The organism is Maribacter flavus (genome assembly GCF_008386635.1).
Lineage (GTDB): Bacteria > Bacteroidota > Bacteroidia > Flavobacteriales > Flavobacteriaceae > Maribacter > Maribacter flavus.
Genome location: NZ_VUOE01000003.1, coordinates 336,357 through 361,977, shown reverse-complemented (window position 1 = coordinate 361,977; position 25,621 = coordinate 336,357). Strand labels below are relative to the sequence as shown.

Sequence of the window (25,621 nt, the reverse complement as noted above, 5' to 3'; positions counted from 1 at the left end):
CCGCTAGATGCGGGTCTCCAAATTAAGAATTTAAATCCATTTTACTCGGCCACTTCGCCTTCCCAGTTCATAAATCCTCCTTCCAGATTAAAGGCGTTTTCAAAACCAAGACTGTTCATGATGGCACATGCCTGACCAGATCTATTGCCGGACCTACAATAAACGTAATAGTTCTTTGATTTGTCCATCTTTTCAAGTTCATCTATAAATCCTTGACCTTTATAAATATCGATATTGACCGAATTGGGTATAAACCCTTCCTCGACTTCGGTATCGGTACGCACATCCAAAATGATTGCATTGTCGTCCTGCGCTAGCCTAGAGGCCCATTCCTCTTGCGATAAGTCTGCCATAATAGTTTTTTTCAAAAATAACGGATCTATTTGAAATCGGTCAAAAATAATTTTAACAAAAAATTAAATCGGTTGCATTAGGATAATTCCTGTGAACCGACATACATTTGTATATACAAATATTGTTTGTACATGAACGTTGAGAAAATCATAAAAACAAAAAAAGAAATTCCCTTGGAAGCGAGGACCATCATTCATCTGACATTGGTTACCAACAAGATTAATGAAATGATGTCGGCCTCGTTAAAACCCTTTGGAATTTCCATTCAACAGTTCAATGTGTTGCGCATTTTAAGGGGCCAGGAAAATAAGCCTGCCAACCTATCCACCATAAATGAAAGGATGGTCACGAAAATGAGCAATACTACAAGGTTGGTTGACAAATTGTTGGCCAAAGATTATGTCATTAGAAAAATATGTCCGCAGAACAGAAGGAAAGTAGAAATTAAAATCACTACAAAAGGTTTGGATGTTTTAAATGAAATCGATGGCATAAAATTTGAAATGGAAAAGGACATTCTTAAGAACTTTTCTACGACCGAGTTAAAAGAGTTAAATAGTCTATTGGATAAATTTTAAGGAAATGAAGGACATTATACATGATTTGAATTGGCGCTACGCTACCAAAAAATTCGATACGACCAAGAAGGTTAATTCGGAGGATTTGGAAACACTTTTGGAAGCAACTAGACTGAGCGCATCATCCTATGGCCTCCAACCTTACCATATTTTCGTAATCGAAAATAAAGAACTCAGGGAAAAATTAAAACCTGTCACATGGAACCAATCACAAATAACGGATGCCTCCCATGTCATCGTGTTTGCCAACAAAAATTCTTTTGGTGAGGATTTGGTAGACGATTATTTGGACAATGTGGTTCAGACCCGGGGCATTACCCATGAAGCCGTTAAAGGGTATTCGGATTTTATGAAGTCGAAACTAATGGGACTCCCCAATGAACACAAAAATAGCTGGACGGCCAGGCAGGTATATTTGGCCCTTGGTAATTTAATGACCGTGGCCGCCTCCATGAAAATTGATACTTGCCCCATTGAAAGTTTTGAGAATGAAAAGTACAATGAAATATTGGGGCTGAAGGAAGCCAACCTAAATGCTTCGGTCGTATTGGCCATTGGCTACAGGGCGTCATCCGATGAAACCCAGCACCTACCAAAAGTTCGTTACCCAAAAGAAAGATTATTCACCCATTTATAAACAAAAATTAGTATTCAAACATTTAAATTAGAAACATGAAAAAATCAGTTTTAAGCATTGCATTGGCTCTAGTATTCGGATTTTCCGCAACGGCCAACTCCCCAATCGACGGAGAGAAGAAAGAAGTGAACGTTAGCGAAAGTAAGATTACTTGGAAAGGGTATAAAGTGACCGGTTCCCACGAAGGAACGATCGACCTTAAATCCGGCCATTTGGAAATGGACGGCAACAAACTTACAGGCGGTGAGTTTGTGGTGGATATGACTTCCATTACCAACTTGGACATGGCCGCAGGTGAAGGAAAGGAAAAATTGGAAGGACACTTAAAATCAGACGATTTCTTTGGTGTTGAAAATCACCCGACCGCAAAATTGGTAATCACTTCCGCAGAATCCATGAACAAGAACTCCTATTCCGTGAAGGGAGACTTGACCATCAAAGGAAAGACAAATCCAGTAACCTTTGTGGTTTCCATTTACGAAAATAAGGCCACCGCTACCCTTAAGGTAGACAGGGCAAAGTACGATGTTCGCTATGGTTCTGGAAGCTTTTTTGACAATCTTGGGGACAAAGCGATTTACGATGAGTTTGACTTGGTCGTTGATTTAGCCTTATAAAAGGTAATACACCCATTTTAAATTAAAGTCCCTTGGAAAGTTTTTCTAGAGGGATTTTTTTTTGAAAGAAAATTTGAGACTTTCATTTTCCTTTCTATATTTACACCCATGTTAGTAGTAAAAAATATCTGGTGGTGGAACAACTTGCGACGGTATTCGTGAGCTGGTTCTCCATGTAAATAATATAGAGGCTTGTCATCACGACAGGCCTTTTTTAATTTTCAATTGTATCATGTCATTTAAAATTAAGACATACTCAAAAAAAATTCTTGCGGATACCATAACCCCCGTAAGCGTCTACTTAAAAATAAGGGATAAGTTTCCCAACAGCATCTTGCTGGAAAGTAGCGACTATCATGCCAACGATAACAGTTTTTCCTATATCTGCTGTAATCCCATTGCTTCCATCAAGGTTCAAAATGAATGTATTTCAAAAGAGTTTCCAGATGGTTCAAAGGAAAAGGTTGAAATCGATGCCCATGTGGATGTAATCCATGAAATGGACACATTCGCAAAAAGTTTCAACACCACAAAACAGGATTTTAAGTTCATTACAAACGGTCTTTTTGGTTTTATGGCGTACGACGCCGTCCGCTATTTTGAGGATGTGGACATTTCCAAAAAACCAAATTCCGTTGAGATTCCGGATATTTTTTACGCCGTTTACAAGAATGTCATCGCCATCAACCATTTTAAGAACGAGGCCTACATCTTTGCACACTGTTTTGAATCCGAAAACAACATTGCCGAGATTGAGAGACTATTGAACGTTCGCACATTTGCATCCTATAATTTTTCCAAGGAAGGCGATGCCAAAACCAACCTGAAGGATGAAGAGTACAAGGAACATGTGGAACTGGCCAAAAAGCATTGTAAACGGGGCGATGTTTTTCAGTTGGTACTTTCCAGAAGGTTCTCCCAAAAATTCAAAGGGGACGAGTTTAACGTTTACAGGGCTTTACGCTCTATAAACCCTTCACCCTATCTGTTCTTTTTTGATTATGGCGATTTCAAGATTTTTGGAAGCTCCCCTGAAGCCCAACTTATTGTTAAGGAGGGAAAGGCCGAGATACATCCCATTGCCGGTACCTACAAACGAACCGGAAACGACGAAAAGGATGCGGAACTCGCTAAAAAACTGGCCCAGGATGATAAGGAGAACAGTGAACATGTCATGTTAGTTGATTTGGCCCGAAACGACTTGAGCAGAAATGGAAACTTGGTCCAAGTAGACACTTACAGGGAAGTACAATATTTTTCTCATGTAATCCATTTGGTTTCAAAGGTAACAGGGATGAAAAAACCGGATATTTCTACGTTGAAAATAGTTGCCGATACCTTTCCGGCCGGCACCTTGAGCGGTGCGCCAAAACATATGGCCATGCAACTGATAGAAAAGTATGAAAAAACCAGTCGAAGTTATTACGGCGGAGCCATTGGTTTTATGGATTTTAACGGAAACTTTAACCACGCCATTATGATCAGAACCTTCCTCAGTAAAAACCATGAACTTCATTTCCAAGCCGGTGCAGGGCTCGTAGCCGCATCCGATGCGAATGATGAACTTCAAGAAACCTATAACAAATTGGGCGCATTAAATAAGGCCCTAGAAATTGCTGAAACTATCTAAATGGCACGGAAGATTTTAATGATAGACAATTACGATAGTTTTACCTTCAACCTTGTACACTATCTTGAGGATTTGGGCCGCGAAGTAATCGTAAAAAGAAATGACCAACTTAGCTTGGAGGAAGTGGATAACTATCAGGAAATAGTACTTTCACCCGGTCCGGGTATCCCGGATGAAGCAGGGCTATTAAAACCCATTATTGAAAAATATGGCCCCTCCAAACGGATTTTTGGGGTATGCCTAGGTCAACAGGCTATAGGGGAGGTTTATGGGGGATCCCTTATAAATTTGGACCAGGTTTACCATGGAGTGGCTACTAAAATAAATATTATAGTTGATGACTATATTTTCGATGGACTTGAAACGGAAATAGAAATAGGAAGGTATCATTCTTGGGTGGTGAACCCTAAATTACCCGAATGTTTGGAAGCAACCTCCCTTGATGAAACTGGACAAATTATGTCCCTAAGACATAAGGTTTACGATATCAGGGCGGTACAGTTCCACCCAGAGTCGGTTTTAACACCAAACGGAAAGAAGATATTAGAAAACTGGTTAAACGGCCAGAAAAAGAAATAAGATTTTTAGACCTGTCAGATTTTAAAAACCTGACAGGTCTAACCAACATAAAACAATAAAAAAAGCCCTCCCCCTTGGGGAGGGTTGGGAGGGGCTTATGAAAGAAACACTAAATAGACTAATCAATCACGAAATCCTTGAAAAAGAGGATGCCAAGCAAATATTGGTCAACATCGCCAAGGGCGATTACAACACCAGTCAGATCGCGGCCTTTCTGACAGTGTACATGATGCGAAGCGTCACTATTGAAGAGTTGGAGGGATTCCGTGATGCGCTGCTGGACCTTTGTTTGGCCGTCGATCTATCAGAATACAACCCGATCGATCTTTGTGGAACCGGAGGAGATGGCAAGGACACCTTCAATATTTCCACTCTGGCCTCCTTTGTTACCGCAGGGGCCGGTGTAAAAGTGACCAAACACGGAAATTATGGGGTATCTTCTAAATGTGGCAGCAGCAATGTCATGGAATTCTTGGGCATCAAATTCAGTAACGAGCCCGACTTCCTTCGAAAATCCATCGATGAGGCCGGAATCTGTGTGCTTCATGCACCACTCTTTCATCCGGCAATGAAAAATGTGGCCCCAATTCGAAGGGAATTGGCCGTAAAGACCTTTTTCAACATGTTGGGACCCATGGTAAATCCGGCCTTTCCAAAGAACCAAATGGTGGGGGTATTCAATTTGGAATTGGCTAGAATGTACGGCTATCTATATCAGAATACTGACAAGAACTTTACGGTTTTACATGCCTTGGACGGGTATGATGAAATAAGCCTGACCGGCGAAACAAAGACCATATCAAATGGTTCCGAGAATATTCTAAAGCCTTCGGACTTTGGTGTATCTGAAGTGAAAGCTTCGGAAATTGAGGGGGGCGAGGACATACCGGAATCGGCACAAATATTTATGAACGTTCTAAACGGTAAGGGAACGGAAGCACAAAACAATGTGGTCTGTGCCAATGCGGGGATAGCTATAAGTACGGTCAATGGGGTATCCCCAAAACAGGGATTTGAATTGGCCATGGAATCCCTAAAAAGTGGCAAAGGACTATCGGCATTAAAGAAATTACAGGAAATAAGCCGATGTTAGATGTTAGATGTTAGATGTTAGATGTTAGAATATATACTATTCTAATCGATTTTTAAACCATGTATCAAAAATGTATTAATGAATATTCTGGATAAAATAGTGGCGGATAAACGCAAGGAAGTCGCTTTGAAAAAATCGGTACTACCTAAAGCACAGTTTGAAAAATCGGTTTTTTTTGATAGAAACTGCAATTCTTTGGCCGAAGCTTTACGTAACAGTGAAACCTGTATTATAGCGGAACACAAAAGACGTTCTCCTTCAAAATCCACAATCAACCAGAATACCAATGTGGGACAAGTAGCCCAAGGCTATGAAAGGGCCGGTGTGTGCGGAATGAGCGTACTAACGGATATAAAATATTTTGGAGGTTCTATTGAGGACCTTTTGTTGGCCAGGGCGTCTGTGGATATTCCACTTTTACGGAAGGAATTTATTATCGATGAATATCAGCTCTTGGAAGCAAAGGCCTATGGTGCCGATGTTATTCTATTGATTGCCACCGTTCTCACAAGAGAAGAAATCAAGAACCTATCAGAATTTGCCAAGTCCCTAGGGCTCGAGGTCCTTTTGGAAGTGCATGATCAGGAGGAATTGGAGAAATCGGTCATGCCCAGTTTGGACATGTTGGGGGTCAACAACAGAAATCTAAAAACATTTGAAGTTAGTTTGGAAACAAGCAAGGCACTATCGGTGCTGATACCTGATGACTTTGTAAAGGTTTCGGAAAGTGGCATTAGCTCCATCGAAGCAATAAAAACGTTAAAGGAGTTTGGATACCAAGGTTTTTTAATCGGTGAAAATTTTATGAATACCGATAATCCAGGAAAGAGTGCCGAAATGTTTATAAAAAGCCTCCTCTAAATCCTTCAATGAAAGAGAATCACAAAAATATGGATACCAGCAAATACAACACACGCAAAACTTCCTCCCCTTTGGGAGGGGCCGGGGTGGGGCTTAAAATTTGCGGTATGAAATACAATCCTATGGAGGTTGCCACCTTACGACCCGATTATCTGGGATTCATATTCTGGGAACCATCGGCGAGATATTTTGATGGGGAAATCAAAGCTATACCACCGGACATAGAAAAAATTGGGGTGTTTGTAGATGCGGATATATCCTATGTTTTGGACCAAATTGAAAAGTATGACCTTCAAGGGGTGCAATTGCATGGAAATGAGACCCCGGAATATTGTAAGGAGCTTGTAGAATACACCGGAAGACCTGACAGGTTTTTAAAACCTGTCAGGTGTATCAAGGTTTTTTCGGTAAAAGAGAAGTTTGACTTTTCAGTTCTAAAAGAATATGAAGAGGTTTGCGATTATTTTTTATTTGATACCAAAGGAAAACTTCCGGGCGGAAACGGGTATACTTTTGACTGGTCTTTATTGAAAAACTATCCATCCCAAAAACCCTATTTTTTAAGTGGAGGGATTGGGCCGGAAAATGTGGAAGATATTAAAAAGTTTTTGCAAACACCCGAGTCAAAATATTGTCATGTCCTTGACGTAAACAGCAAATTCGAGGACAGGCCAGGGTTGAAAAATATTGAGAAATTAGAGGAATTTATAAAGGCATTAGGCATTAGGCATTAGGCATTAGGCATTAGGCATTAGGCATTAGGCAAAAAAGAAATAAAAATTAGCTCATGAAAAAATCTGGACATGATTCCCTATTTGGGAGCGGAGGGAAGTTTCACGTAAACGAAAAAGGCTATTACGGAGAATTTGGAGGCGCGTTCATCCCCGAAATGTTATACCCCAACGTAGAAGAACTACGCCAAAAATATTTGGAAATCATGAACGAGGAATCCTTTCAAAAAGAATTCCATCAGCTCTTAAAAGATTATGTGGGGCGGCCCTCACCATTATACTTTGCCAAAAGACTTTCGGAGAAGCATGGTGCAAAAATCTACCTAAAACGAGAGGACCTCAACCATACCGGGGCCCATAAAGTGAACAATACCGTTGGCCAAATCTTGATGGCCAAAAGACTGGGAAAGACCCGTATTATTGCGGAAACGGGAGCGGGGCAACACGGTGTGGCCACGGCAACCGTTTGTGCCCTAATGGGTATACACTGTGTGGTATATATGGGCGAAATAGACATTGCCAGGCAGGCACCCAACGTGGCCCGGATGAAAATGCTCGGCGCCGAAGTTAGACCGGCTACTTCCGGGAGCAAGACCTTGAAGGATGCCACGAACGAGGCCATTCGCGACTGGATCAACAACCCCGTGGATACCCATTACATTATTGGATCGGCCATTGGGCCACACCCCTACCCAGACATGGTAACCCGTTTCCAATCGGTCATTTCCGAAGAAATAAAATGGCAGTTAATGGAAAAGGAAGGCCGGGAAAACCCGGATTATGTGGTAGCTTGTATAGGTGGTGGCAGTAATGCCGCCGGGACCTATTACCACTTTTTGGATGAACCTGAAGTAGGCATTATTGCCGTAGAGGCGGCCGGAAAGGGTATCGATTCCGGGGAAAGTGCCGCTACATCGGCCTTGGGAAAAATCGGGATTATACATGGTTGTAAGACCATGCTCATGCAGACCGCGGATGGTCAGATTACGGAGCCCTATTCCATATCGGCAGGTCTGGACTATCCCGGAGTTGGCCCCATGCATTCGCATTTGTATACATCGGGGAGGGCGGAATTTTATTCCGCCACCGATGATGAGGCAATGACGGCAGGTCTGGAACTCTCGCAATTGGAAGGAATCATTCCTGCCATCGAATCTGGGCATGCATTTGCCATTTTTCAGCACAAAAAATTCAAGCCGGACGATGTGGTAGTCATGAGTTTATCCGGAAGGGGCGATAAGGATTTACAGACGTATATAGATTATTTTAAAATATAGATGTTAGACATAAGATATTAGAAGTAAGACCCATAATGCCGGTCAAACAATATCCACAAAGCTAACATATCATTTCTAGCATCTCATATCTCTTATTCATGAACAGAATACAACAAAAATTAAGGGAAGACAAGAAACTATTGTCCATCTATTTTACCGCTGGATATCCTTCCCTGAAAAGTACCGTACAAATCATTGAGGATTTGGAAAAGAACGGCGTGGACATGATAGAAATTGGTCTACCGTTCAGCGATCCATTGGCGGACGGACCCACTATTCAGGAGAGCTCCACCGCAGCCTTAAAAAACGGAATGACCTCGGATGTTCTGTTCAAGCAATTAAAGGATATTCGAAAAACTGTGTCCATTCCCTTGATCATCATGGGCTATTTTAATCCGGTACTTCAATATGGCGTTGAGAAATTTTGTAAGAAATGCCATGAAATTGGTATCGACGGACTCATTTTGCCCGATTTGCCGTTGGATGTCTATGAATCCGATTACAAAGCGATTTTTGAAAAATACGGATTGTTGAATATGTTTCTCATTACCCCGCAAACGAGTGACGAAAGAATCCGCCAAATTGACAAAGCCTCCAAAGGGTTTATCTATATGGTAAGTTCCGCAAGTGTTACGGGTTCAAAATCCGGATTTGGGAAAGAACAGGAAGCTTATTTTGAGCGGATAGCTGCGCTTAAGCTCGCCAATCCGCAAATTGTAGGCTTCGGTATCAAGGATATCGAAACATTTGAAAAGGCCACTCGCAAGGCCAAGGGTGCGATTATTGGGTCTGCCTTTATTAAATTCCTGACAGAAAATGGCACAGGAAATATCCATAGTTTTATTAATAAAATACGATGAGCTTCATAAACGATTGGCGGGTCATTATACTATTATGCTTGACCCTTGGGCTGGCCCCCTTTTTTCCTGAACCGCATCTTTGGGGCAAAATAAGGTGGATACTGGGAGGGGCCAAAGGAATGGCCTTTATGGATTGGTTCGATGTACTTTTACATGGTTTTCCTTATGTATTGTTGCTTCGGAAAATTGTACTTTCCCTACTAAAAAAGTAGTTTCATTTCAATTGGTAGCCCTATCTTTAGGCTTCACTTTTTCAATTAGTCAGCTACTACTATATGATAAGAAGCGTTATAACCCTCGTATTTTTCATTGCCACCATAACCAATATTCTGGGGCAGGATTCCATCAAATTAAAATCCCAGGTGCGTAAAACCATCGATGAGCTAAAGGATTTTGTGGCCCTACCCAATGATGCCCTAAATCCGGAAGATATAGATAATAACATTATTTGGCTTCGGAATAAATTCAATGCCCGTGGTTTTAATACGAGTATTTTGGAAACGGAAGGACTACCCCTATTCTTTGCAGCGCTCCCCATGGACGATGCCAAACCCACTATTCTTTTTTACATGCATTTTGACGGCCAATCCGTTGATCCGTCCAAATGGAATCAGAAAAATCCCTACGTCCTGGAATTAATGTCCGATAAGGAAGGAAAATGGCAAAAAGAATCCTTTGATGCCTTGGATACCGATATCAATTACGACTGGCGCCTTTTTGCCCGTTCCACTTCTGATGATAAAGGGCCTATTATAATGTTTTTGAATACGATAGACCTGTTAAAGGAAAATGGTGTTACCCTTCCTTTTAACGTAAAGGTGATCTTGGATAGTGAGGAGGAAAAAAGTAGTGCCCCTTTACCAAAAGCGGTGAAAACCTATCGCGAACTTTTGGAGGCCGATTTTCTGGTAATCAATGATGGGCCGGTACACGCATCGGGCAGACCTACGGTGGTTTATGGATGCCGCGGTATCACCACCTTGTCACTTACTACATTTGGCCCAATTCATCCGCAGCATAGCGGGCATTATGGGAATTATGCCCCAAACCCGGGTTTTATACTCTCCAAATTATTGGCTTCCTTTAAGGACGACGCAGGTAGGGTCATCATCCCGGGATATTATGATGGAATAGTTTTGGACGACGACACCCAGACTATTTTAAAAAGTGTTCCGGATAATGATACCGAAATTAGGAAAAGACTTCAATTTAATTCTGCCGATAAAGTAGGGGCATTCTACCAAGAATCCTTACAATATCCAAGTTTGAACATCCGAGGACTAGGCTCTGGTTGGGTAGGTGCCGAAGCACGGACCATAGTACCAGCAACGGCCACGGTGGAATTGGATTTGAGATTGGTACCGGAATCGGATGGAAACCAACTCAAAAAATTGGTGAAGGATTTTATCAGGGACCAAGGTTTTTACATTACGGACACGGTACCAACGAAAGAAGAACGTTTAAAACATGAAAAAGTAATCATGGTCACCGAAGGCTCCGTTACGGATGCCTTTCGAACAGATTTGAGCAATCCTTATGGAAACCACATTGTAAACACCTTAAAGGACACCTTTGAACAGGATGTAGTGCAGATCAGAATCATGGGGGGAACGGTACCTATTGCCCCTTTTGTGAACGAACTTCAAATTCCCGCATTCCTGGTGCCCTTGGTGAATCCGGATAACAACCAACACAGTCCCAACGAAAATCTAAAAATCGGTCAGATTGCCTACGGAATTCAAGCCTTTTATGCGCTGTTGAGCACACCAATGGATTAACGGCTATTTTTTTAAATATATTAGAAATACACCATTGGCTCCCCTTGAGCCATATAACGTTGCATCTTCACCTTTCAATAATTTTATGGATTTGACTTCCGCTGGATTTATAAAGGATATGCTTTGCACAAAACTATCATCTACCAAAAATAACGGTGTAGTATCCCCAAAAGAACCTTTACCCCTAACGACAATATTAGATCCGCTGACCTCTATACCTGTGAACATTTCCCTTATCAATTGGTAGATGTCTGCATAGTCCTCAAATCGTGAGGGGTCAATGGTTCCCTTTCTATAAGCCGTAGTATTGAATCCTAAATCCTCCAAATCACGCTCGGTTAGAATAATATGCTCCTTAGGAAAAACAAATTGTACACGCTTTTCCCCATTATAAAACAGGGTAGCCATTCCATGCTCCGTTGAATATATAGAAAGCGTTTTGGTTTGATTTGAAATCTTTGTTTTGAAAACACCCTCTTTATTGGTTTGGACAAAAGTCTTAACCGAATCCTTATAAAGAATGGCCCTTTTTATAGGAGAGCCAAATCCGTCCAGTACAATACCCTCTATATGTATTTTATCGGATGAGCGCCGCTGTGCTTGTAAGAAACCTGAAATCAATAGGAAAAAGATAAATAGATATTTCATAAAAAACTTATAAGATACTGGTTCAAAGCCTAGTAAACAATTTGAGTAATTCCAAAACAACTAGATTCAAAAAAATTGGAAAGCAATGATGACTATTTGGTCGTTCTAAAGATTAAGATACAAATTTGTACCATATTAGGAGAAATAATAATTATTATCCAATTGAATTAGAACCTATTTCTCAAGACTTTAACATCCAATAACAAAGGTTTAATGGGGCATTAACGGAGTTCCCGACCCATATTTCTTATCTTATAGTTGAATCAAGAAAATAAAAGATATGGGAATAATTAAGGATAAAAGAAAATTTAAACGAACAAAGGAACAGGAAAATCCTACAAATCCGACTGGCAATACAAGAATCGATACCAATAAATTCGATATCGACGAAAAGACAATAAAAGACCAGCAGAACAAAAAATAATTGTCTGAATAATCATACTAAAAAATCCCGGCTGTTACGCCGGGATTTTTTCATGAATGTAAACCTAGTTTTATGCAGAATTCCTACTCGCATTGATATTCCCGTATAGTGACCGGGTTACAATTTTCTCATAGAGTTCCTTGTGCTCCACCCCTTGGCTTATTTTCTGAAGCGCATATTGCTGAATGACCAATAATGGTAACACAATATCTTCCCTTATTTTAATGGATTCCCTGGATATGGCCTCCTTCTCCATAAGGACTTCCATACCGGAAAGCTGTAACAACATCTTTTTAGAAAGCTCGTACTCCTGCAATAAAATCTCCCAAAAAGCCCCATATTCCTTATCCTCCTTCATGTAGCTGGTAAGTTCAAAATAACACTTGGAAAGGCTCATCATACTGTTCATCATGAGCGCCTGAAAAAATGGAACCTCGTCATACAGCTTTTTGGCCTCATCGAATCGGCCTTCATCCTCCAATTTTTTAAGTGCCGTACCAATTCCAAAATACCCGGGAACATTTTGTTTCAATTGGCTCCAGGAGCCTACGAATGAGATTGCCCTTAAATCCGACAGTTCCAGTTTTGCCTTGTTCCCACGTTTGCCCGGCCTACTGCCAATGTTGGCTTTGGTATAGTATTTCAAGGTACTCATGTTTTCCAGATAAGGCATGAATTTATCATGGTGCTTTAAAGCATCGTACTTCTCAAAACTCAACTCGGAAAGTTCCTCGATCAAGTCCCTGGATGCTTCGGAAATCGTAATCTCCTTCCCTAAGATTGAATTGGAAAGTCCGGCAGTCAACAATTGTTCGCTGTTATATATAAACTGCTCCTTAGTACCATACGTACTGGTAATCGTCTGCCCCTGGATGGTCAATTGAATTTCATTATTGGCCACCTTGCTGGTCTGGGCGGCATAAAAACGGTGTGTCTTTCCACCACCCCTGGCCGGTGGACCTCCCCTACCATCAAAGAATATGGCATCCACACCATTTTCCTCACAAACTCCGGAAAGTGATTCCTTGGTCTTTAAAATGGACCAATTTGCCTTAAGGTACCCGCCGTCTTTGGTTCCATCAGAAAATCCGAGCATAATGGTCTGCTTGTCCCCTCTGCCGGCAACATGTTCCCGGTATTCCTTCAAACCGAACAACTTCTGCATGGTGGTTTCGGAATTGTCCATACCGGCCATGGTCTCAAATAAGGGTACGATATCAAAGGTTATTTTTTTATCGGCCCAACCACACCATCTGAACAATCCGTATACGAACAGGACACTGAAAATATCCTCGGAGTTGCTTATGATATACCTATTGCATCCTTCCTCCCCATTTTTTTCCTGGATCGTCTTCAATTGGGAAATATTAACTATAGTATCCTTTACGATATCCTCGGAGAAATCCTTTGCCGAAAGTTCAAAATCCTCATGAAGCAAAATCCTGACCAGTTCATCTTCGGACAATTCGTTCAAGTTCTCCTTAATAAATTCTTTATGTTTCAGCACTTCTGTCATCACCTTGGTGTGCATGCTGTGATCTTGACGGATATCGATGGTGGCAAAATGGGTCTTAAAGATTTTTACCTTATCGATAAACTTATCCAAGTCCTTTAAATACAAACTGTTGTATTTGTCGATCAAGGCTTCGCGTATTTGAATCAATGGATTTATAATTTCGTCATAACCAACATCCTTGGTACTATCGAACATGGCCGTATAGAGATTGGAACGTAGTTGGTTCAACGGGTCTTGGACGGCTTTAAACGTCAATTTATGCTGCAATCGCTTTAGGTCATTATAGTAGCACTTCATTAAGTTTAAACGAAGTTCGTTCATGACATCCTTGGTAATTTCCGCGGTTACAAAGGGATTACCGTCCCTGTCGCCCCCAGGCCAAAACCCGAGTTTTACTATATTGTGGTTCTCGAACTTCTTTGAACCTGTACTTCCCTTTATATAGGAATAAAGGTCACCTATGGCATCATAATACACATGTCTCAAGGTGTAAATGATGTTCTTGGCCTCATCCAACGGGGTAGGTTTTTTTGCATTTATCAAAGAGGTAAGGCCCAATTGCTGTAAGGCCACATCGATTTCATCGATACGATCCTCGAGAATCAGTGTCCGTAAATTTGTAATGATATCAAGAACCGCCGGTGTGTAAAATTGGGTAGGGTGCGCCGTCAATACAATGCGTGCACTGAAATTATCCAGTTTTTCACCAATTTGGTCCCAGGCCCCATTGCGTTCCACCAATTGAAAATAATCCTTCAAGGACAATGAACTGGAATGTTTGTGCAATTTTGGAAAAGCGGCATCCTCCACACTGTCGTACAGTACTACTTGGCGTTCCACATACTGGATTACACGGAACATAAAATCGATTTTTTCCTTTTCCGTTTCCAAACTACCAAACTTTTCGAAAAACATATCCAATATTTCCTTTGGATTGAGACCCTGTTTTAGACCTTTTTCAGATTGGTCCATCAGTAAAGGAATCAACATGCCCACATTATCGATATTACTGTATGGCAAGTTTAGAAATAGACTATTGTAAACATTGAACTTATTTTCAACGGATTTTTTAAATTCTTCCAATCTTTCAGACTGCTGCATATTTCAAATAATTTTTTCAATTAATAAGACTGCCTTCCCTCCTTCCTACATCCATAAAGATCGATATTCTATGGAAATTGAAAGCACGAAAATGCTTAAATAACAAAATAGATTTCCTTCACCACAAAAACAACAGTTTTGACAACAATAATTAATCCAAGCCAAAAAACCGACTTAATTTTACATCGTAATCAAGTAAATAATTTTTTCATTTTCATATAGTGTTCTCGTAAAAGAGTCTTGCCGCAAAAGCAAGGCTCTTTTTAGTTTTAAGGGTTTAGAAATGTTTGGCGTACTGGAGCACCCTAAATTCTACCGTATTAAAATTGGGGTTGGCCGCTTTCATTTCTTTGTATTCTGGAATACTGCCCACTGCGCGATTTGCAGCGCCGGATGGTGCGATCAAGGATACCGTTTTAATTGCATTGTTGGTTTTAGGATGCACAAATTCATGTATCCTTGGAACTTCATTCGATTTCACCTTCAATTGCAATCCATGGTCCTTCAAGTGTTTTCTAAAAAAGTACTCCGGGCCGTTCTTACTGTTGCCCCCCGTGAATAGCAATGTTTCCACGGTAGGGTATTTTTCCAAATAAAAGAGAAGGTTTCTAAGTTTGATATTTTGCATTCCCAAATCAGAAGCATCTACTTTTTCACGTTCCGCCGATGCAACAATATCACAAATCCCTATTCTGTTCCTGATCAAAAATTCCTTTCGTTGCACAATAGCCCTATTAGAGGTTTCAAAAAGTAGGTCCAGTTTAAAGATTTCGTTCAAAATAGGCCATAACTGGCCGTCCCTGCTTCCATAACAGAAATTCACATCGCCATCCTTTAGGGCTCCTATAGTGAATCTTGGTGGCGGTAGGGTACCAACGATCAATTTTTTTACGCCTTCAAAAAGAAAAGGTTCATAGGGATGTGTATGCAGAAACAAACTATTGGATATTGAGATTAGGAAACCAAATCTATTGAAATAGGCGTTTAACTCCAATTTTGTAACTTTAGGAAGTAATACCATTTCTGGTTTAAGCGACCAAAAACATTTGGAGCTAGGCATCCATGTGCGTGGAAGCACAACAGGAGTTTTAAATTTTATAAATAAGTAAAGTTCCTTGGAGCACGTCCGCAAGGCGTTCGATGGAAACGTACTTTTAATCTTGAGTTAAACATCAGGGTACAATACCCATTGGCTTTGCCAATAAAAACGAAAATGATATGGGAAAAGGGGACAAAAAAACAAAGCGCGGAAAAATTGCCAATAATTCATACGGGGCAAGAAGACCTAGAAAAATAAAGAGAAAACCCTCCGTTGAGGAGAAAATTAAAGTCGGGAAGAAGAAATAGGTTTAATAGTCTATCCTAAAGTTAAAATCAATTTGGTTTTCATCATCAAGACCCAATTCGTAGGTATAAAAGCCTACTGGCAATGAATCTATAATGAGAACCCTAGGGGTATATTCGAAAGTTGCTGAATCTGACACAATGGTCAAGCCCATTTCTTCCGGAGCCGAATCAAAAGGATAATATTCTGAGAATTCACCTGCCAGTACATTTTCGTAAATCGTATCCTTTTCGGTCACCCTGACTTCGCTGAAATTGAAATCCGTATCGTTCTTTATACGGATGTTTACCTTGTTCACATCATCGTCGCGATCGGTACATGATAAAAGGACTGCGGAAAATAGAGCGAAAACCAGTAGGATTCTTTTCATTTTTTTAGAGTAAGAATAAACTATACTAGCAGAACGATAAGAAGGAAAATATATTATTAGCGGATAAAGACAGGTTCGCTTTCCTTAACTGTATGTTCCTGACTGAATTGATAATCATCCAAATCGAATCCTTTGATATCTTCCAGAGTCGATGCCTTGGAGTCCAAAATATAACGCACCATGGAACCACGGGCTTTTTTGGCAAAGAAGCTTATCACCTTTAATTTATCGTTTTTCCAATCCTTAAATACGGGACTGATTACGGGAACATTTAATTTCTTGGTATCCAGGACGCTAAAATACTCGTTGCTGGCCAGGTTCACGAACAGCTCCCCCTCTTCCAATTCATTGTTCAAGTGTTCCGTAACCTCCTTTTTCCAAAAATCATAGAGGTTCTTTTTACTACCTACTTTTAAGGAGGTACCCATTTCCAATCGGTACGGCTGAATTAAATCGAGGGGTTTGAGAATACCATAGAGTCCGGATAATATGCGCAGGGTATTCTGTAGGTCATCAAGTTTTTCTTCCTGGATGGTATACGCATCCAGCCCTTGATACACATCACCATTGAAGGCATATATTGCCGGCCTAGCATTTTCTTTGGTGAAGGGAACGGAAAAATTTTGATTGCGCTCCCAGTTCAATTGGGCCAGATTATCGGAAATTGACATCAATTCTGACAGGACCTTAGGTTTTTTCTTGGCCAGCACTTTATTCAGCTGCTGGGCTTGCTTCAAAAAATAGGGTTGGGAAAATCTATCGGTAGGCAAGGTACTTTCAAAATCCAGTGATTTTGCAGGAGATATTACTATCTTCATAAGTTTAAAATTAGGTAAATAAATTGATTTTCAAACACTTAATTATGTGTAGGTATTTTACTTTCTACAACAAATCCCTCGATGAGGGTTTCATTTGTTTCTGTTATTTCCGATGGCAAACATCAATTTCTCAGCTTCAAAAATATGTGATTTTTGTCCGTTCAAAAACCGATATCAAAAAAGAGTTTTGATAGTCCTATCGACTTATTCTATAAACCGGATTTAGCGTAGCTGCGCCACTTTTCTATGCACGTCTGCATATCCTCAGGGATAACGGAATCAAAGCGCATTTGCTGGCCCGTCGCCGGATGGACAAATCCCAATGTTTTGGCATGTAGTGCCTGTCTGGGTAAAACCTTAAAGGCATTTTCTACAAACTGTTTATACTTGGTAAAGGTGGTCCCTTTCATGATTTTGTCGCCCCCGTAGCGCTCGTCGTTAAAGAGGGTATGGCCTATGTACTTCATATGGACCCTTATTTGATGGGTCCTACCGGTCTCCAATTTGCAGGATACCAAGGTTACATAGCCAAGACGTTCCAACACCTTATAGTGGGTGATTGCCTCCTTGCCATCAGATCCATCAGAAAAAACGTGCATCTGGAGTCGGTTTTTGGGATTCCTGCCAATATTTCCACGAATCGTTCCTTCATCATCCTCCACATTTCCCCATACCAATGCGATGTATTCACGCTCAGAAGTCTTGTCAAAAAACTGTTTTGCCAAATGGGCCATTGCCGTTTCGGTCTTGGCGATTACCAATAACCCCGAAGTGTCCTTGTCGATCCTATGAACCAATCCCGGTCGTTCACTGCTGTTGGTAGGTAAATATTCAAAATGATAGATCAGAGCATTTATGAGCGTACCGGAATAATTCCCATGCCCGGGATGTACCACCATGCCCGCGGGCTTGTTCACCACCAAAAGGATATCGTCCTCATAGACAATATCCAAGGGAATATTTTCCGGCACCAATAAAAATTCATGGGGCGGATGTTCAAAAAGTACCTTTACCTCATCCCCTGCTTTTACCTTATAGTTACTTTTTACAATGGCATCGTTTACCCAAACATGGCCGTCCTTGGCGGCTTGCTGTATCTTGTTTCGAGTGGCGTTTTCAACAAAGTTCATCAAGAATTTATCCACCCTCAATGGATCTTGTCCCTTGGAGGCTACAAACTTGTAATGCTCAAAAAGATCGTCGTTATCCTCTTGCTCCGAATTTACTATTGAAGTCATAATTATTCCGGATCTTCCTGAATGACAACACTGCCTGGCACGTTGCCGTTACCGCAAATCAACTCAATTTTAGAGGTTTTGGGCAGCTTATCCCCTGGCTTGATATCCTTTCCCTTATATTTTATGTAGTAGACCATATCCTTTCCCAATTGGTCTATATAGGTTACACGTTGGACATCCAGACCAACGGCTTTTAACATGGACGATGCGTTTCGCTTGGTTACTTGGATAATTTTGGGCACGGTCACCTTTTTATATCCGGACGGATTTACCGTAAAGTATATCTTTCTATTGCTTTTGACCTTGGTGCCAGCGGATGGATTTTGCTCAATAATCGAAAATCTTGGATAATCTGGATTATAATTGGCCGAGTCCACAACTTCATAGCGCAAACCGGCACTTTCCACTTTTTGGCGCATTTCCATTACCGATAGTTTTGAAAAATCCGGTACTTCTACAAATTCCCCATGGTTGGTGGTACTGTTAAGCCATCTTAAAACCAAAAAGATCAGTATCAACATGATACCTAAGGCGAGGCCTATTTGTATCAGGAAAGTTTTGCTCTTTAAAAACCTTAAAAAATTTCTCATGTATTTTTAAATTGGTACAAATATAGTAAATGCCGTTTTACAAATAGGGTACATCATTTTTCGATAAATAATTGGCACTCGCCGGCATACTGGTCTTTTTTCTTTTACGGGAATAATCCATCTTTGTAGCCTAAACTTCTATTTAATCCATGAAGAAAAATATAGCGATTATTATGGGCGGGTATTCAAGTGAATACAAGATTTCCTTGAAGAGCGGCAACGTGGTCTACGGTTATTTGGACAAGGAAAAATTCAACTGTTTTCCCATTCATATATTCAAGGATAAATGGGTGTATGTGGATGAAAAAAATGAAGAAACCCCGGTAAACAGACACGATTTTTCCATCGAAATAAACGGTAATAAAGTGAATTTTGATTGTGTTTTCAATGCCATCCATGGTTCACCAGGAGAAAACGGACTCTTGCAAGCCTATTTTGAACTGTTGGATATACCACAGACCTCCTGCGATTTTTACCAATCGGCACTTACCTTTAACAAGAGGGATTTATTGAGTGTTTTAAAGCCGTATGGCATTAAATGCGCCCCATCCTTTTATTTGAACAAAGGCGACGCCGTGAATGAGTATGAGATCATTGAAAAAGTAAAGCTTCCCTGTTTTGTAAAGGCAAATAAATCCGGTAGTAGCTATGGAATCTCAAAGGTTTACAAAAAGGAAGAATTGAAAAAAGCGATTGAAGTGGCCTATGAGGAGGACGATGAAATAATCATTGAAGGCTTTTTGAGTGGCACTGAGGTATCCGTAGGGGTTATCAAATATCAGGGAAAGACTAAGGTACTTCCGGTTACCGAGATTATCTCAGAAAACGATTTTTTTGACTACGAGGCAAAATATGAAGGTAAATCGCAGGAAATAACACCCGCAAGAATTTCAGAAACACAGGAGGCGAATGTATCAAAATTGGCAAAAAAAATCTATGAGGTTTTGAAAATGAAAGGATTCTCAAGAAGCGAATTTATTTTTATCGGAGATGAACCGTATCTCTTGGAAGTAAATACCACACCCGGTCTTACCACGGAGAGTATTCTGCCACAACAGGCCGTCAAAGCGGGAATATCCCTTTCAGCTCTTTTTGAAAATGCCATCAATGAGGTTTTAGGATAAGCTGTTTCAGGGCAAGTCCGTTGGCTTAGGCTGAAAACTATTTTAGTTTTAGGATAAACTCCTGGGTCTTGAAACCTTTGGCGGAGGCAATAAAATGAGTATTTTTAAAATCAATCTTAGTTCCATTTTATGAGGCGCGCAATTTTTCCAGGATCTTTTGACCCACTTACACTAGGCCATCATGACATCATCATGCGTGGCATCACGTTGTTTGATGAACTTATTATAGCCATTGGAAAGAATGCCGAAAAAAAGTACATGTTCACCCTCGAAGAGCGGGTTACCTTCATTGAAAAGGCCTTCGTGAACGAACCTAAAATAAAGGTTTTGACCTATGAAGGCCTAACCGTGGATTTTTGTAAAAAAGTAAATGCAGGTTTTATTTTAAGAGGTCTAAGAAATCCGGCAGATTTTGAGTTCGAAAAGGCCATTGCGCACACCAATCGGAAACTTTCCGAAATTGAGACCGTATTCCTGCTAACCTCTTCCGGAAAATCCTATATCAGCTCATCCATCGTGCGGGATGTAATCAGGAACGGGGGAGATTATACCGGCCTAGTCCCTGATTCTGTTAAGGTTTCAAAATAAAGTTTGACACTTAGTCCATTGCTGTCTCTTCTAAAAAAATTTTGGAATCAAGCCACAAATCCCTTTAAATTTTTTCAATTGTAAGAAAATACCACAAAATTTCATATGTTCACAACATTTATAAAATACATTTAACATCAACCGATATTTTTGTAAGAAATTACATATATGTTGAAGGACCTTAAGATTCAATCTACTTCGTATTTAATAAAGCAACTACCTACACTAACAGTATTTGTTGATACGGATTTTAATATCATCCATGCTTCGGACAATTGGCTTTTTACTTTTGGAGAGAAAAGCACCAGTACCATAGGTGATAGTCTTTTTAGCGTTTTTTCTGAACTAAATTCTAAATGGAAGAAGGTATTGATGGGGTGCTTTGAAGGAAAATGTAGTCCCATTGGAATTCAAAAATATACAGATATATCCAATCAAGTTAAGTGGTACAAGTGGTCCAACACTTGCTGGTATGATGAGAATGAGAATATTATTGGCGCTATCATTCAGATGAACGATGTAACTGATGCCGTAGAAAATGAACGAGAATTAAGAAAAACAAAAGTACAGTTAAAGCAACATTCAGAAATTTCCAAAACCGGTAGATGGGAGTACGATATTGAAAAGGACGAAATAACTTGGTGCGATACTACAAAGGCAATCCATGAAGTACCCTCAAGTTTTGTCCCCAGATTGGATACCAGTATTCAATTCTACAAAGAGGGTTATAGTAGAAATGCTATTTCCATGGCCGTTTTTGAAGGTCAGGAAAAAGGAAGGGCATGGAGCCTAAAATTACAGATCATTACAGCAACAGGAAAAGAAAAATGGGTGTTGGCTACCGGAAAACCATACTATGAAAAAGGAAAACTTATAGGTTTCACCGGAACCTTCCAAGATATAGACGAACAGGTATTAGCCAACAATGAGATCAAGAAAAGTGAAAAACTATTAAGAACATTAATAGATAATCTTCCATTGAATGTCTATGTAAAGGATATCAACTCCAAAAAGATATTGGTCAATAAAGCGGAGTGCATCTATTTAGGGGCCAAAAATGAATCAGAACTTATTGGGAAAGATAATTTCGACATTTATGATATTGAGACGGCAAAGAAATTTACGGAGCAGGATATGAAGGTAATGTCTGATTTAGTGCCTATCCTAGGAGAAGAAATGGTAAGTATTGATAAGAAAGGAGTCGAAACGACCTTTTTGACATCTAAAATTCCCTTGCTAGATGAAAGGGGACGGGCAAATGGACTTATAGGTATCAGTGTTGATATAACATCCATAAAACAAAAGGAAAAAGAATTAAGAAATCTCATAGACGTAACTTCCTTGCAAAATAAAAAAATTATAAATTTTGCCCATATTGTCTCTCATAACCTTAGGTCCCATAGTGCTAATTTTTCGATGCTCCTTGACTTTTTACGACATGAAAACGATGAAGATGAAAAACAAAAAATTCTGGGAATGCTCAACAATGCATCAGGTAATCTCTTAGAAACTATTGAAAATCTTAATGAGGTATTGGCGATAAACACCAACATTAATGTTGAAAAAAAGGTAATCAACCTTTTTGAAAAATTAAAATCAGTTGAGAAAAATTTGGCCAATGTTATTTTCGAAAACCAAGCGCAAATTGAATCGGATTTTCATTTAGATCAAACCATAAAGACAGTACCTGCATATTTGGAAAGTATTTTAATGAACTTTATTACCAATGGGATAAAATATAAACACCCAGAAAGAAAACCCGTTATTTCACTGAGTTTGGAAAAAGGCAAACTGGTTTCCATATTAACAATCAAAGATAATGGACTGGGAATAGATCTAATGAAATATGGAAATAAGCTTTTTGGAATGTACAAAACCTTCCATGCTCATGAAAACGCTAGGGGTATGGGACTTTATATTACAAAAAATCAAGTTGAGGCTATGGGTGGTAAAATAGAAGTTGAAAGTAACGTCGGAGTTGGAACCACATTTAAGATTTTTTTTAATGAGGAAATTTAAATTTATAAGCATAATAGATGACGATCCAATAACTATATTCGGTATTAAAAAATTGCTAAGCTGTGTTGTGGATTGTGATAGTATTGAAGCGTATAAGGATGGTAAAATAGCCTTTGATACATTTAGAAAAAAGTTCGAGCATGATGAGGATATTCCAGAGGTAATTTTTTTGGATATTAATATGCCCATTATGGATGGATGGCAATTCTTAGAAGAATTTATTAAGTTACCGATTAAAAAAAGGATAAGGATTAATATCGTAACATCTTCAATTGATCCATTTGACAAAGAAAAATGGAGTTACTTCAAGGATAGCACACACCACGTTATAACTTATAATAACAAACCGATAAACCGGGAGGAAATAGCAGAAATGACCAAAGAAGCTTAATTCTGAAGTTGGATGTTTTTGGCTATTTTTGCAAGAAATCCATTGAATTATAGTAATTAGTGATGTAGTTTTTTGCTATGAAGAAGCGTTTTATACTACCTATCTTATCCCTTATATTTCTTGCCTGTGAAACCAAGACAACAAATGTTGCCCTAGACCTCCCTACTACATTTGAAACATCCAATGGCACAGAAACGCCTACTTATGAAGAAGTAATTGATTTTTACTTGAAGTTGGCGAAGGAATTTCCTGAAATAAATATCCAGACTATTGGTAAAACGGATAGTGATCGGCCGCTGCACTTGGTTACCTACAATAACGATAGAGATTTCAATTTCAGTAAAATAAACAAGGAAAAAACAGTTTTATTCATCAATAACGGAATCCATCCAGGAGAAAGTGATGGCATTGATGCCACGATGCTGTTGTATCGGGATTTGGCGAGCGGGAAACTATCGCCACCCAAAAATACCGTATTGGTAACAATACCCATATACAATGTTGGCGGCGCGTTAAACAGAAATTCCACCTCCAGGGCTAATCAGAACGGACCTAAATCCTATGGCTTTAGGGGAAATGCTCTCAATTATGACCTAAATAGGGATTTTATTAAGTCCGATACAAAAAATGCAAGAACTTTTGCCCATATTTTCCATTTGGTAAAGCCCGATGTTTTTATTGACAACCATGTTAGCAATGGGGCAGATTACCAATACACCCTGACCCATCTGTTTACACAACATAACAAACTTGGGGGCGAATTGGGTCCCTATCTCCATGAGCGGTTCATGCCGGCCCTAGTGGACTCTTTGGCCAGCGATAATTGGGATATTACACCTTACGTGAACGTTTTCAACAAGCCGCCAGAGGTTGGTTTTGCCCAATTTATGGACCATCCCAGATACTCCACAGGCTATACGACCCTATGGAACACTTTGGGCATGATGGTAGAAACGCACATGTTAAAACCATACAAAACAAGGGTAGAAGGCACTTATGAGCTAATGACCAAAATGCTTGCCCTAAGCGAAATTGAAGGCGCCAAGATCAAGGAATTAAAGAGCAAATCCAACGCGGCTTTTTTAGAGAAAGACCATTATCCAATTCAATGGGTTATTGATAGTACAAAAATCTCTAAAATTGATTTTAAGGGCTTTCAAGCGGATACGGTCATTAGTGGGGTCACCGGATTTAAGCGATTGAAGTTCGATAGGGAAAAACCCATAACAAAGGAGGTTACCTATTACGATTATTACAAAGCAGCGGACTCCATACAAATCCCCGAAGCATATATAATTAAAAAACAATGGAAAGAAGTTATTGACCTATTGAGCACAAACGCAATTAAGTTTAGTGTTGTCGAAAAGGATACGGTCAAAAATGTGGAATCCTATACCATTGATAGCTTTGAGACTCGGAACCGACCTTATGAAGGGCACTATCTACACTACAACACTAAAGTATTGGCCACAGTTGAAAATATTTCATTTGAAGCCGGGGATGTATTGGTACCTACACAGCAGGAGGGCATCAGATATCTATTGGAAACCCTGGAACCAGAAGCAGTGGATTCCTTTTTCAACTGGAACTTCTTTGACACCATATTACAGCAAAAAGAAGGGTTTTCACCGTATGTTTTTGAAGATACCGCCCTCTTAATGCTACAAAACGATTCGGTTTTAAGACAAGAATTTGAGTTTAAAAAACAGAATGATACGACATTTTCAGAAAATTGGTACACCCAACTTGACTGGTTGTTCAAGAAATCCGAGCTCTATGAAAAAGCCCATAATCGATATCCAGTATACAGGGTCTTGAAAAAGTGATGTAGTTCACCATTAGTTCGAACAGCATTGGCCTAATCTCCTTCGAACAAAATTTTAATGTTCACATAGGAGTTCTGTAAGGCCTTTTGAATCTTTTTGGGTCCTTTCCATTTCACCTTAACGATTCCCTCCTTTTTTTCGGGTTTCAGTTTTCCTGAATAATCGGTCTTCATAGCATACCAATGCACCTGCTTAAGTGTAATGACGCCATTATTTTTGAAAATGTGGTAAGTCGTCCTAAGAAAATTCTCTACACGTAAACCCTTTACACCGGTTTCTTCCATAACTTCCCTTACTGCACAGTCCTCAATGGATTCTCCCTTGTCCAGCTTACCTTTGGGCAAATCCCATTTATCGTTCCTATAAATAAACAAGACCTTTCCCAATGGATTCGTGACCACACCCCCGGCAGCAACGACCAATGGGATTTCCTGTGTAAATTTTTTTAGGATTTCTTCCGAATTGGGATGATAGATGTAGGCCTCAGTAAGCTTTTTCTTTTTTAATGCCTTTATGGCACTGTTGATAGATTCTTGATTCAGAAGAAAATACTCGCCACCAGCTGTTTCGGAGAGTTTATTTGTTAAAATCAGAGGCAGTTCATTAACAAAAACTTTATACATTTGCG

At 39.8% G+C, this 25,621-nt stretch carries 28 protein-coding genes; 19 read left to right on the top strand and 9 right to left on the bottom strand.

The features are described 5' to 3' along the window. Positions 1–41: 41 nt before the first annotated feature. A complete protein-coding gene (locus F0361_RS17760; RefSeq protein ID WP_125223761.1) occupies positions 42–353 on the bottom strand; it encodes a rhodanese-like domain-containing protein in 312 nt (103 codons plus the stop codon). Between the two features lie 132 nt (positions 354–485). Between F0361_RS17760 and F0361_RS17755 the strand changes: the two genes are divergently transcribed. The 12 genes from F0361_RS17755 (at position 486) to F0361_RS17700 (ending at position 10,995) form a co-directional block, all read left to right on the top strand. Next, positions 486–932, top strand: coding sequence for a MarR family winged helix-turn-helix transcriptional regulator (locus tag F0361_RS17755; RefSeq protein WP_138259547.1), 447 nt, complete (start codon positions 486–488; stop codon positions 930–932). A gap of 4 nt (positions 933–936) precedes the next feature. Then, the gene (locus F0361_RS17750; RefSeq protein WP_154920745.1) at positions 937–1,569 is read left to right on the top strand and encodes an NAD(P)H-dependent oxidoreductase; all 633 of its coding nucleotides are present in this window, start codon (positions 937–939) and stop codon (positions 1,567–1,569) included. Between the two features lie 35 nt (positions 1,570–1,604). Beyond that, entirely contained in the window at positions 1,605–2,186 is a 582-nt protein-coding gene (locus F0361_RS17745) for a YceI family protein (protein ID WP_154920744.1), read from the top strand. Positions 2,187–2,418: 232 nt separating this feature from the next. Further along, a complete protein-coding gene (locus F0361_RS17740) occupies positions 2,419–3,816 on the top strand; it encodes an anthranilate synthase component I family protein (protein WP_154920743.1) in 1,398 nt (465 codons plus the stop codon). Further along, entirely contained in the window at positions 3,817–4,395 is a 579-nt protein-coding gene (locus F0361_RS17735; protein WP_154920742.1) for an anthranilate synthase component II, read from the top strand. Positions 4,396–4,492: 97 nt separating this feature from the next. Next, complete coding sequence (gene trpD, locus F0361_RS17730) at positions 4,493–5,488, top strand: anthranilate phosphoribosyltransferase (RefSeq protein ID WP_154920741.1); 996 nt, start codon at positions 4,493–4,495, stop codon at positions 5,486–5,488. A gap of 78 nt (positions 5,489–5,566) precedes the next feature. Continuing rightward, positions 5,567–6,349, top strand: coding sequence for an indole-3-glycerol phosphate synthase TrpC (gene trpC, locus F0361_RS17725; RefSeq protein ID WP_154920740.1), 783 nt, complete (start codon positions 5,567–5,569; stop codon positions 6,347–6,349). Between the two features lie 8 nt (positions 6,350–6,357). Next, positions 6,358–7,083, top strand: a complete 726-nt coding sequence (locus tag F0361_RS17720) for a phosphoribosylanthranilate isomerase (protein ID WP_449562221.1) — start codon at positions 6,358–6,360, stop codon at positions 7,081–7,083. Between the two features lie 53 nt (positions 7,084–7,136). After that, positions 7,137–8,357 (top strand): tryptophan synthase subunit beta, encoded by a 1,221-nt coding sequence (gene trpB, locus F0361_RS17715; protein ID WP_154920739.1) that lies wholly within the window; start codon positions 7,137–7,139, stop codon positions 8,355–8,357. Between the two features lie 98 nt (positions 8,358–8,455). After that, positions 8,456–9,217 carry a tryptophan synthase subunit alpha gene (gene trpA, locus F0361_RS17710; protein WP_154920738.1) on the top strand — a complete coding sequence of 254 codons (762 nt, stop codon included), beginning with the start codon at positions 8,456–8,458 and terminating at the stop codon, positions 9,215–9,217. Then, entirely contained in the window at positions 9,214–9,429 is a 216-nt protein-coding gene (locus tag F0361_RS17705) for a hypothetical protein (protein WP_154920737.1), read from the top strand. The genes trpA and F0361_RS17705 overlap by 4 nt, the downstream gene beginning before the upstream one ends. Before the next feature lie 63 nt (positions 9,430–9,492). Continuing rightward, entirely contained in the window at positions 9,493–10,995 is a 1,503-nt protein-coding gene (locus F0361_RS17700; RefSeq protein ID WP_154920736.1) for a M20/M25/M40 family metallo-hydrolase, read from the top strand. 3 nt (positions 10,996–10,998) lie between these two features. Here F0361_RS17700 and F0361_RS17695 read toward each other — a convergent pair whose 3' ends face one another. Then, the gene (locus F0361_RS17695) at positions 10,999–11,643 is read right to left on the bottom strand and encodes a TonB-dependent receptor plug domain-containing protein (RefSeq protein WP_154920735.1); all 645 of its coding nucleotides are present in this window, start codon (positions 11,641–11,643) and stop codon (positions 10,999–11,001) included. Positions 11,644–11,923: 280 nt separating this feature from the next. Here F0361_RS17695 and F0361_RS18810 point away from each other — a divergent pair, with 280 nt between their 5' ends. Next, positions 11,924–12,067: a hypothetical protein gene (locus F0361_RS18810; RefSeq protein ID WP_165776594.1), complete on the top strand. Its 144-nt coding sequence runs from the start codon at positions 11,924–11,926 to the stop codon at positions 12,065–12,067. A gap of 70 nt (positions 12,068–12,137) precedes the next feature. Here F0361_RS18810 and F0361_RS17690 read toward each other — a convergent pair whose 3' ends face one another. Continuing rightward, positions 12,138–14,684: a phosphoenolpyruvate carboxylase gene (locus F0361_RS17690; protein WP_154920734.1), complete on the bottom strand. Its 2,547-nt coding sequence runs from the start codon at positions 14,682–14,684 to the stop codon at positions 12,138–12,140. Between the two features lie 277 nt (positions 14,685–14,961). After that, the gene (locus F0361_RS17685; RefSeq protein ID WP_154920733.1) at positions 14,962–15,621 is read right to left on the bottom strand and encodes a uracil-DNA glycosylase family protein; all 660 of its coding nucleotides are present in this window, start codon (positions 15,619–15,621) and stop codon (positions 14,962–14,964) included. A 281-nt stretch (positions 15,622–15,902) separates the two neighbouring features. Here F0361_RS17685 and F0361_RS17680 point away from each other — a divergent pair, with 281 nt between their 5' ends. Beyond that, on the top strand, positions 15,903–16,031 hold the full coding sequence (locus F0361_RS17680; RefSeq protein ID WP_138259533.1) for a 30S ribosomal protein THX: 129 nt from the start codon (positions 15,903–15,905) through the stop codon (positions 16,029–16,031). Positions 16,032–16,033: 2 nt separating this feature from the next. Here F0361_RS17680 and F0361_RS17675 read toward each other — a convergent pair whose 3' ends face one another. From F0361_RS17675 to F0361_RS17660, 4 genes are all read right to left on the bottom strand, one after another. Continuing rightward, on the bottom strand, positions 16,034–16,399 hold the full coding sequence (locus F0361_RS17675) for a hypothetical protein (RefSeq protein WP_154920732.1): 366 nt from the start codon (positions 16,397–16,399) through the stop codon (positions 16,034–16,036). Positions 16,400–16,455: 56 nt separating this feature from the next. Further along, positions 16,456–17,217: a peroxide stress protein YaaA gene (yaaA, locus tag F0361_RS17670; protein WP_154920731.1), complete on the bottom strand. Its 762-nt coding sequence runs from the start codon at positions 17,215–17,217 to the stop codon at positions 16,456–16,458. A gap of 209 nt (positions 17,218–17,426) precedes the next feature. After that, on the bottom strand, positions 17,427–18,455 hold the full coding sequence (locus F0361_RS17665; protein ID WP_154920730.1) for an RluA family pseudouridine synthase: 1,029 nt from the start codon (positions 18,453–18,455) through the stop codon (positions 17,427–17,429). 2 nt (positions 18,456–18,457) lie between these two features. After that, positions 18,458–19,045: a PASTA domain-containing protein gene (locus F0361_RS17660; protein WP_154920729.1), complete on the bottom strand. Its 588-nt coding sequence runs from the start codon at positions 19,043–19,045 to the stop codon at positions 18,458–18,460. A gap of 149 nt (positions 19,046–19,194) precedes the next feature. Here F0361_RS17660 and F0361_RS17655 point away from each other — a divergent pair, with 149 nt between their 5' ends. The 5 genes from F0361_RS17655 to F0361_RS17635 all read left to right on the top strand — a co-directional run bounded on the left by F0361_RS17655 (position 19,195) and on the right by F0361_RS17635 (position 24,993). Continuing rightward, entirely contained in the window at positions 19,195–20,169 is a 975-nt protein-coding gene (locus F0361_RS17655; protein ID WP_154920728.1) for a D-alanine--D-alanine ligase, read from the top strand. Between the two features lie 129 nt (positions 20,170–20,298). Next, the gene (gene coaD, locus F0361_RS17650; protein ID WP_154920727.1) at positions 20,299–20,757 is read left to right on the top strand and encodes a pantetheine-phosphate adenylyltransferase; all 459 of its coding nucleotides are present in this window, start codon (positions 20,299–20,301) and stop codon (positions 20,755–20,757) included. Positions 20,758–20,925: 168 nt separating this feature from the next. Beyond that, the gene (locus F0361_RS17645) at positions 20,926–22,776 is read left to right on the top strand and encodes a PAS domain-containing sensor histidine kinase (RefSeq protein WP_154920726.1); all 1,851 of its coding nucleotides are present in this window, start codon (positions 20,926–20,928) and stop codon (positions 22,774–22,776) included. After that, positions 22,763–23,167: a response regulator gene (locus tag F0361_RS17640; RefSeq protein WP_154920725.1), complete on the top strand. Its 405-nt coding sequence runs from the start codon at positions 22,763–22,765 to the stop codon at positions 23,165–23,167. Before F0361_RS17645 ends, F0361_RS17640 begins: the two co-directional genes overlap by 14 nt. A gap of 77 nt (positions 23,168–23,244) precedes the next feature. Further along, positions 23,245–24,993: a M14 family metallopeptidase gene (locus tag F0361_RS17635; RefSeq protein ID WP_154920724.1), complete on the top strand. Its 1,749-nt coding sequence runs from the start codon at positions 23,245–23,247 to the stop codon at positions 24,991–24,993. Positions 24,994–25,025: 32 nt separating this feature from the next. On the opposite strand, the gene F0361_RS17630 is transcribed toward F0361_RS17635, so the two are convergent. Further along, positions 25,026–25,616 carry an NUDIX hydrolase gene (locus F0361_RS17630; RefSeq protein ID WP_154920723.1) on the bottom strand — a complete coding sequence of 197 codons (591 nt, stop codon included), beginning with the start codon at positions 25,614–25,616 and terminating at the stop codon, positions 25,026–25,028. Positions 25,617–25,621 lie beyond the last annotated feature (5 nt).

What these genes read in the sequence shown, in the direction of transcription:
- F0361_RS17760 (WP_125223761.1), bottom strand. Translation starts at nt 353, where the DNA reads ATGGCAGACTTATCGCAAGAGGAATGGGCCTCTAGGCTAGCGCAGGAC.
- F0361_RS17755 (WP_138259547.1), top strand. Translation starts at nt 486, where the DNA reads ATGAACGTTGAGAAAATCATAAAAACAAAAAAAGAAATTCCCTTGGAA.
- F0361_RS17750 (WP_154920745.1), top strand. Translation starts at nt 937, where the DNA reads ATGAAGGACATTATACATGATTTGAATTGGCGCTACGCTACCAAAAAA.
- F0361_RS17745 (WP_154920744.1), top strand. Translation starts at nt 1,605, where the DNA reads ATGAAAAAATCAGTTTTAAGCATTGCATTGGCTCTAGTATTCGGATTT.
- F0361_RS17740 (WP_154920743.1), top strand. Translation starts at nt 2,419, where the DNA reads ATGTCATTTAAAATTAAGACATACTCAAAAAAAATTCTTGCGGATACC.
- F0361_RS17735 (WP_154920742.1), top strand. Translation starts at nt 3,817, where the DNA reads ATGGCACGGAAGATTTTAATGATAGACAATTACGATAGTTTTACCTTC.
- trpD (WP_154920741.1), top strand. Translation starts at nt 4,493, where the DNA reads ATGAAAGAAACACTAAATAGACTAATCAATCACGAAATCCTTGAAAAA.
- trpC (WP_154920740.1), top strand. Translation starts at nt 5,567, where the DNA reads ATGAATATTCTGGATAAAATAGTGGCGGATAAACGCAAGGAAGTCGCT.
- F0361_RS17720 (WP_449562221.1), top strand. Translation starts at nt 6,358, where the DNA reads ATGAAAGAGAATCACAAAAATATGGATACCAGCAAATACAACACACGC.
- trpB (WP_154920739.1), top strand. Translation starts at nt 7,137, where the DNA reads ATGAAAAAATCTGGACATGATTCCCTATTTGGGAGCGGAGGGAAGTTT.
- trpA (WP_154920738.1), top strand. Translation starts at nt 8,456, where the DNA reads ATGAACAGAATACAACAAAAATTAAGGGAAGACAAGAAACTATTGTCC.
- F0361_RS17705 (WP_154920737.1), top strand. Translation starts at nt 9,214, where the DNA reads ATGAGCTTCATAAACGATTGGCGGGTCATTATACTATTATGCTTGACC.
- F0361_RS17700 (WP_154920736.1), top strand. Translation starts at nt 9,493, where the DNA reads ATGATAAGAAGCGTTATAACCCTCGTATTTTTCATTGCCACCATAACC.
- F0361_RS17695 (WP_154920735.1), bottom strand. Translation starts at nt 11,643, where the DNA reads ATGAAATATCTATTTATCTTTTTCCTATTGATTTCAGGTTTCTTACAA.
- F0361_RS18810 (WP_165776594.1), top strand. Translation starts at nt 11,924, where the DNA reads ATGGGAATAATTAAGGATAAAAGAAAATTTAAACGAACAAAGGAACAG.
- F0361_RS17690 (WP_154920734.1), bottom strand. Translation starts at nt 14,684, where the DNA reads ATGCAGCAGTCTGAAAGATTGGAAGAATTTAAAAAATCCGTTGAAAAT.
- F0361_RS17680 (WP_138259533.1), top strand. Translation starts at nt 15,903, where the DNA reads ATGGGAAAAGGGGACAAAAAAACAAAGCGCGGAAAAATTGCCAATAAT.
- F0361_RS17675 (WP_154920732.1), bottom strand. Translation starts at nt 16,399, where the DNA reads ATGAAAAGAATCCTACTGGTTTTCGCTCTATTTTCCGCAGTCCTTTTA.
- yaaA (WP_154920731.1), bottom strand. Translation starts at nt 17,217, where the DNA reads ATGAAGATAGTAATATCTCCTGCAAAATCACTGGATTTTGAAAGTACC.
- F0361_RS17665 (WP_154920730.1), bottom strand. Translation starts at nt 18,455, where the DNA reads ATGACTTCAATAGTAAATTCGGAGCAAGAGGATAACGACGATCTTTTT.
- F0361_RS17660 (WP_154920729.1), bottom strand. Translation starts at nt 19,045, where the DNA reads ATGAGAAATTTTTTAAGGTTTTTAAAGAGCAAAACTTTCCTGATACAA.
- F0361_RS17655 (WP_154920728.1), top strand. Translation starts at nt 19,195, where the DNA reads ATGAAGAAAAATATAGCGATTATTATGGGCGGGTATTCAAGTGAATAC.
- coaD (WP_154920727.1), top strand. Translation starts at nt 20,299, where the DNA reads ATGAGGCGCGCAATTTTTCCAGGATCTTTTGACCCACTTACACTAGGC.
- F0361_RS17645 (WP_154920726.1), top strand. Translation starts at nt 20,926, where the DNA reads ATGTTGAAGGACCTTAAGATTCAATCTACTTCGTATTTAATAAAGCAA.
- F0361_RS17640 (WP_154920725.1), top strand. Translation starts at nt 22,763, where the DNA reads ATGAGGAAATTTAAATTTATAAGCATAATAGATGACGATCCAATAACT.
- F0361_RS17635 (WP_154920724.1), top strand. Translation starts at nt 23,245, where the DNA reads ATGAAGAAGCGTTTTATACTACCTATCTTATCCCTTATATTTCTTGCC.
- F0361_RS17630 (WP_154920723.1), bottom strand. Translation starts at nt 25,616, where the DNA reads ATGTATAAAGTTTTTGTTAATGAACTGCCTCTGATTTTAACAAATAAA.